Origin of the sequence: Nocardioides caldifontis (assembly GCF_008087345.1) — a bacterium.
In the GTDB taxonomy this organism is placed as follows: Bacteria; Actinomycetota; Actinomycetes; order Propionibacteriales; family Nocardioidaceae; genus Marmoricola_A; species Marmoricola_A caldifontis.
Genome location: NZ_ML701737.1, coordinates 411049 through 417199, shown reverse-complemented (window position 1 = coordinate 417199; position 6151 = coordinate 411049). Strand labels below are relative to the sequence as shown.

The following is a 6151-nucleotide window of genomic DNA, read 5'->3' as shown; positions in this document are numbered from 1 at the left end:
CGGGGTCTCCCCCTCGGCGGGGGGGCGACCCACCCCCCCCCCGGGGCGGGGCGCCGGGCCCCCCCCCCCCCCGCCTCTGTTCTCGAGGAGGTGTCCCAGGTGGCAGCAAGGATGTCGGTGGCCGAGCGACGGGGGTTGCTCGTCGACGCCGCGATCAGGGTGATGGCCCGCGAGGGCGTCCCGAACACCACGACCCGGATGATCGTCGCCGAGGCCGGGATGCAGATCGGTGTCTTCCACTACTGCTTCCGCAGCAAGGAAGAGCTGGTCCTCGAGGTGATGAAGACGATCACCGACCGGAACTTCGACGCTGTCGGGAGCGCGATCCGCGACGCGTCCCAGCCGTCGGAGATGATCGCGCTCGCGCTCGACGCCTACTGGACCCACGTCCAGCGCGCCCCGATGGAGCACCTGGTCACCTACGAGCTGACCCAGCACGCCCTGCGCCGGCCGGGCGGGGAGGCGGACGCGCGGGCGCAGTACCGCAGCTACACCGACGGCATGGAGGCGTTCCTCACCGCGGCCGCGGCGACCGGCGGGTTCTCGTGGCGGGCGCCGGTGCCGATGCTGGCCCGCTACGTGCTGGCCGTCATCGAGGGCGTCACCTTCCAGTGGCTCGTCAACCGCGACGACGACGCGGCGAGCGCAGTGCTCCACGAGCTGCGGGAGCACCTGCACCGGATGGCCGACCTGCCCCGGGACCGGGCCGAGCTCGCCGAGGACGCCAACGGCTGACCTGGGCCGGGGTCAGCGCGCCCGCGCGAGCAGTGCGGCGAGGCCGCCGGCGACGAGCCCCCACACCGCGTTGGTGGAGAGCACCCCGACCACCGCGAACGGGTTCGTGACGATCGGGGAGGCCTGACCGTCGAGGACCGGGGAGAGGACCGCGCTGAGCACGATCGCGAGGCCGGCGTACGTCAGGCCGGTGGCGACCAGCGTCAGGACCGGCGCCTGCCGGGCGAACCGGGCCGCGGCGACCATCCAGACCAGGGTGATGACCGCGGTCGCGACCAGCGGCGTGGCGGGCTTCCCCCACTCCTCGGCGAGGCCGGTGATCGAGAGCAGGGGGCGGGAGAGCGCGAACGTCGCCAGCCCGACGACCAGCGGCCAGGAGAGTCGGCGGTGCCAAGGCTCGGCCGGCGGGGAGTACGACGGGGTGGGCTGCATGACCCGGTGCGGGGTCTGGTGCGGAGCTGTCACGACTCCAGGATCGGCGGGAGGAGTGCCCCGCCCCATCCGGAAGCACCCTGGTCGGACCCGGAGAGCCGCCTCAGGAGGGACGCCGGGTCGAGGCCCGCGCGACCAGCTCCGGGGTGAAGAGCACCTGCTGGTGGCGGTGGTCGGGATTGCCCGCCTCGTCGATCAGCAGCTCGGCGGCGGTGCGCCCCAGGTCCCGGCGGGGCTGGCGCACGGAGGTCAGCGGGACCGCGGCCGCGGCGGCGAAGTCGATGTCGTCGTAGCCGACGATCGCGAGGTCGCGGGGGACCCGGGCGCCCAGCGACACGCACTGCTGGAGCAGCCCGAGCGCGAGCAGGTCGTTGGCGCAGAACGCTGCGGTCGGCCGTGAGGCGCGGGCGAGCCCCATGATCCGCTCGCCCGCCCGGCGCCCCTCGGCGACGGTGAGCGCCTCGGTGGTGACGACGACGAGGTCGTCGGGGGAGCGGCCAGCGGCCTCCGTCGCCGCCCGGGCCCCGGCGAGCCGGTCGCGCACCTGACCGATCGAGTCCGGGCCGCCGACGAAGGCGATCCGCTCGTGGCCGGTGTCCAGCAGGTGCTCGACCGCGAGCCGGCCGCCCAGCACGTCGTCGACCGCGACCGAGCAGTGCTCGGCGCCCGGTCCCACCCGGTCGACCACCACGACCGGGGTGCCGCGCTCGGCCACCTCGCCGAGCGACGGGTGCGCCGGGTCGACGGGGGTGACCAGGATGCCCTGCACCCGCTGCTGCTCGAGCCGCTCGAGGTAGGTCGACTCGCGCTCGGCGCGGCTGTCGCTGTTGCACAGGAACACCGACATGTCCTGCGCCTCGGCCGCCTCCTCGATGCCGCGCGCGACGTCGGTGAAGAACGGGTTGGTGGCGTCGAGCATCACGTAGGCGAGTGTCCGGCTCCGCCCGGCGCGAAGCTGGCGCGCGGACTCGTTGCGGACGAACCCCAGCTCGCGCATCGCCTGCTCGACCCGCTCCCGGGTCGCGGCGCTCACCCGGTCGGGCCGGTTCAGCACGTTGGAGACCGTCCCCAGGGACACACCGGCGGCCGCGGCGACGTCCTTGACGCCTGCGTTCCTGGCCATCGGTTCGCCTCCGCGGTGACTGGTGCTGTTGGGCGTGACGCAACGGTTGAAACGTCACAGCGCGCGTCAGCGTAGCCGAGTCCGGCGTCTCCGGGCAGTGGTCGAGATCCCGCGCAGAGGGCCCTTGACGGTTGTGGTGGCAGTCACTTAGCGTCGACGAAACCTCGTTGAAACCTTTCAAACCGGAGGCGCGATGAGCTCGGACCCGACGCAGCCCAGGCTGGTGCTGCGCGACGTGGCCAAGGCGTTCGGCCCGGTGCTCGCCCTCCGCTCGGGGAACCTCACGGTCCACGGCGGCTCGATCCACGCGCTGGTCGGCGAGAACGGCGCCGGCAAGTCCACGCTGGTCAAGATCGTCGCCGGGGTGCACCGCCGCGACGCGGGCGAGATGCTCCTCGACGGCGAGCCCGCCGACTTCGCCACCACGGCCGAGTCCAAGGCGGCCGGCGTCGCGGTGATCTACCAGGAGCCGACGCTCTTCCCCGACCTGTCGGTCACCGAGAACATCTTCATGGGGCGCCAGCCCCTCGCCTCCGGCCGCCGCATCGACCGGGCCGCGATGTACGCCGAGGCCCGCTCCCTCTTCGACCGGCTCGGCGTCGCGATCGACGTACGCCGCCCCGCGCTCGGCCTCTCGATCGCCGACCAGCAGATCATCGAGATCGCCAAGGCCATCTCCCTCGACGCCCGCGTCCTGATCATGGACGAGCCGACCGCCGCCCTCAGCGGCGTCGAGGTCGAGCGGCTCTTCGCCGTCGCCCGCAGCCTCCGTGACGAGGGGCGCGCGCTGGTCTTCATCTCCCACCGGTTCGACGAGGTCTTCGACCTCTGCGACACGGTGACGGTGATGCGCGACGGCGAGTACGTCGGCACCCGGACCGTGGCCGAGACCGACACCGACGAGATCGTCGGTCTGATGGTCGGCCGCGAGGTCGGCGAGCTGTTCCCGAAGACGCCGGCCACGATCGGCGCCCCGGTGCTCGAGGTCGAGGGGCTCAACCGCACCGGCGTCTTCCACGACGTCAGCTTCGAGGTGCGCGCCGGCGAGATCGTCGGGCTCGCGGGGCTCGTCGGTGCCGGGCGCAGCGAGATCGCGCGCGCCGTCTTCGGGGTCGACCGCTACGACTCCGGCTCGGTGCGGCTCGCCGGGACCGCCGTACCCGCCCACGACCCGCGCGCCGCCATCAAGGCCGGCATGGCGTTCATCCCCGAGGACCGTCGCAAGCAGGGGCTGGTCATCGACTCCTCCGTGAGCCGCAACGTCGCCGGCGTCATCCGCGCCGGCCTCGCGAAGGCCGGGGTCCTGACCGCCCGCGCGGAGAACCGGGCCGCCGCCCCCTGGGCCGGCCGCCTCGAGGTGAAGACCAACGCGCTCGACATGAACGCCGCCACGATGAGCGGCGGCAACCAGCAGAAGGTCGTCATCGCCAAGTGGCTGGCCACCGACCCGAAGCTGCTGATCATCGACGAGCCCACCCGCGGCATCGACGTCGGCACCAAGGCGGAGGTGCACCGGCTGCTCTCGGAGCTCGCCGGCCGCGGCATGGCGATCCTGATGATCTCCTCCGAGCTCCCCGAGGTGCTCGGGATGGCCGACCGGGTGCTGGTCGTCTGCGAGGGGCGGATCACCGCCGAGCTGGACCGTGCGGAGGCCACCCCCGAGGCCGTGATGCACGCCGCCACCCACTCCGTGGAGGCCGCCCGGTGAACGCCGTGAAGCACGACGAGACCCCCAGCGCCGGCGAGGCGCTCCTGGTCGAGCCCAGCGCCCTGTCGCCGGGCCGCCGCGCGCTGACCACCGTGCTGCGCTCGCGGGAGCTGTCGATCTTCCTGGTCCTCGTGGCCGTGGTGGTGGTCGCGACCGCGAAGAACAGTGGCTTCCTCTTCAGCTCCGACGGGTGGCGCAACTTCCTGCTCAACCCGTCGATCCTGGTGCTGCTCGCGGTCGGCCAGGCCGTCGTGATCATCACCCGCAACGTCGACCTGTCGGTCGGGTCGGTGCTGGCGTTCACGGCGTACCTCACCGGACGGCTCTTCATCGACCAGCCCGGCATCCCGCTCGTCGTGGTGGTGCTCCTCGCGGTCCTCGCGGGAGCCGTGCTGGGGCTGGTGAACGGCGTGCTGGTCGCCTACGGCAAGGTCCCGGCGCTGGTGATCACGCTCGGCACGCTCTACATCTACCGCGGTGTCGTTCTCACCTGGGCCGGCAGCGACCGGATCAACCGGGGTGACACCCCGGCGGACTTCCAGGCGCTCGGCACCAAGACCGTGCTCACCATCCCGGTCCTCACGATCGTCGCGCTGGTCGTGCTGGCGCTGGTCGGCTACTACCTGCACACCGCCCGCGGTGGCCGCGAGCTCTACGCGATCGGCTCCGACCCGGACGCCGCCGTCCTCTACGGCCTCAAGGTCCGCCAGCGGGTGCTCGCGGCGTTCGTCCTCAGCGGCGCGCTCGCCGGGCTGGCCGGGGTGCTGTTCGCGGCGAGGTACGGCGCGGTCACCTCCAGCACCGGCTCGGGGATCGAGCTCCAGGCGGTCGCCGCGGTCGTGATCGGCGGCGTCGCGATCTTCGGCGGCAGCGGCACGGTGTGGGGCGCCGCGATCGGCGCCTTCCTCCTGGTCACGATCAACCGGGCCCTTCCGACGATCGGCATCGACCCGTTCTGGCAGGGCGCCGTCGTCGGCGCGCTGATCCTCGGCGCGATCGTGCTCGACCGGGTCCTGGCCGCCCGCCAGGCGAACAAGCTCGCGGAGGCGAGGGACGCATGAGCGCCACGACCACCACCACCGACCGGGCCGCCGGGCGCAGCTACCCCGAGTACTCCGCCCCGCTGTGGCGCCGGCTGCTGCTCACCCGCGAGTCCGCGATCATCGCGCTCACCGTCGCGGTGATTCTCTACTCGCTCGCCAACGTGCCGAACTTCGACGGCCCGCTGACCCTGAAGTTCCTGCTCCAGGACATCGCGCCGATCCTGCTCATCGCGCTGCCGATGACGCTGGTGATCATCACCGGCGAGATCGACCTGTCGGTGGCCAGCACGATGGGGCTGAGCAGCGTCCTGCTGGGCGTGCTGTTCGAGGCCGGGATGTCGATCCCGGTCGCCGCGCTCCTCGCGCTCGCGGCCGGGCTCGCCTGCGGTGCGCTCAACGGCTACCTCGTCGCGTACGTCGGGCTGCCGTCGCTCGCGGTGACCATCGGCACCCTGGCGCTCTTCCGCGGCATCGCCGAGGGGCTCGTCGGCACCAAGGCCGTCACCGGGTTCACCGACACCTGGACCGACCGCGCCACCGGGACGATCGGCGAGAGCAGCATCCCGCTGGTCATGGTCCCGTTCGCGGTGCTGGCGGTGCTCTTCGTCTGGCTGCTGCACTTCTCGACGTTCGGCCGCGGGGTCTACGACATCGGGCTCAACGACGAGGCGGCGCACTTCAGCGGCGTCCCCGTCGAGCGCACCAAGCTGATCCTCTTCGTGCTCTCCGGCGTCGTCTCGGCGTTCGCCGGCATCTACTTCACGCTCCGCTTCGGCAGCGCCCGCGGCGACAACGCGACGGGCTTCGAGCTCCAGGTCATCGCGGCGGTGCTGCTCGGCGGCGTCTCGATCTTCGGCGGCCGGGGACGGCTGCACGGAGTGCTCGCCGGCGTCGTGCTGATCGGCGTCATCTCCTCCGCGCTGCGGCTGGAGGGCGTGACCGTCAACTTCACCAACATCGTCATCGGGCTGCTGCTGGTGGCCTCGGTGATCTCCACCAGTGTCCTGACGTGGGTCTCCTCGCGAGCGTCACGCATGTCCACCCCGGCTTCGTCGAAGCCGTCCGCACAGAGCCCGGCCAGAGCCGGCGTCTGAACAGAAAGGTACGACA

6 protein-coding genes are annotated in these 6151 nt (G+C 72.3%); 4 read left to right on the top strand and 2 right to left on the bottom strand.

The features are described from left to right. Positions 1–117 precede the first annotated feature (117 nt). Positions 118–735 carry a TetR/AcrR family transcriptional regulator gene (locus FIP57_RS07775; protein ID WP_162529707.1) on the top strand — a complete coding sequence of 206 codons (618 nt, stop codon included), beginning with the start codon at positions 118–120 and terminating at the stop codon, positions 733–735. Positions 736–747: 12 nt separating this feature from the next. On the opposite strand, the gene FIP57_RS07770 is transcribed toward FIP57_RS07775, so the two are convergent. Continuing rightward, complete coding sequence (locus FIP57_RS07770) at positions 748–1200, bottom strand: hypothetical protein (RefSeq protein WP_203231110.1); 453 nt, start codon at positions 1198–1200, stop codon at positions 748–750. 70 nt (positions 1201–1270) lie between these two features. Beyond that, positions 1271–2290 (bottom strand): LacI family DNA-binding transcriptional regulator, encoded by a 1020-nt coding sequence (locus FIP57_RS07765; protein WP_148572940.1) that lies wholly within the window; start codon positions 2288–2290, stop codon positions 1271–1273. Between the two features lie 193 nt (positions 2291–2483). Here FIP57_RS07765 and FIP57_RS07760 point away from each other — a divergent pair, with 193 nt between their 5' ends. Genes FIP57_RS07760 through FIP57_RS07750 form a run of 3 tightly spaced genes read left to right on the top strand, consistent with a single transcriptional unit; the run spans position 2484 to position 6135 of the window. After that, positions 2484–3998: a sugar ABC transporter ATP-binding protein gene (locus FIP57_RS07760; RefSeq protein WP_148572939.1), complete on the top strand. Its 1515-nt coding sequence runs from the start codon at positions 2484–2486 to the stop codon at positions 3996–3998. Next, positions 3995–5059, top strand: coding sequence for an ABC transporter permease (locus FIP57_RS07755; protein WP_238993348.1), 1065 nt, complete (start codon positions 3995–3997; stop codon positions 5057–5059). The genes FIP57_RS07760 and FIP57_RS07755 overlap by 4 nt, the downstream gene beginning before the upstream one ends. After that, positions 5056–6135: an ABC transporter permease gene (locus tag FIP57_RS07750; RefSeq protein ID WP_148572938.1), complete on the top strand. Its 1080-nt coding sequence runs from the start codon at positions 5056–5058 to the stop codon at positions 6133–6135. Before FIP57_RS07755 ends, FIP57_RS07750 begins: the two co-directional genes overlap by 4 nt. Positions 6136–6151: the final 16 nt, after the last annotated feature.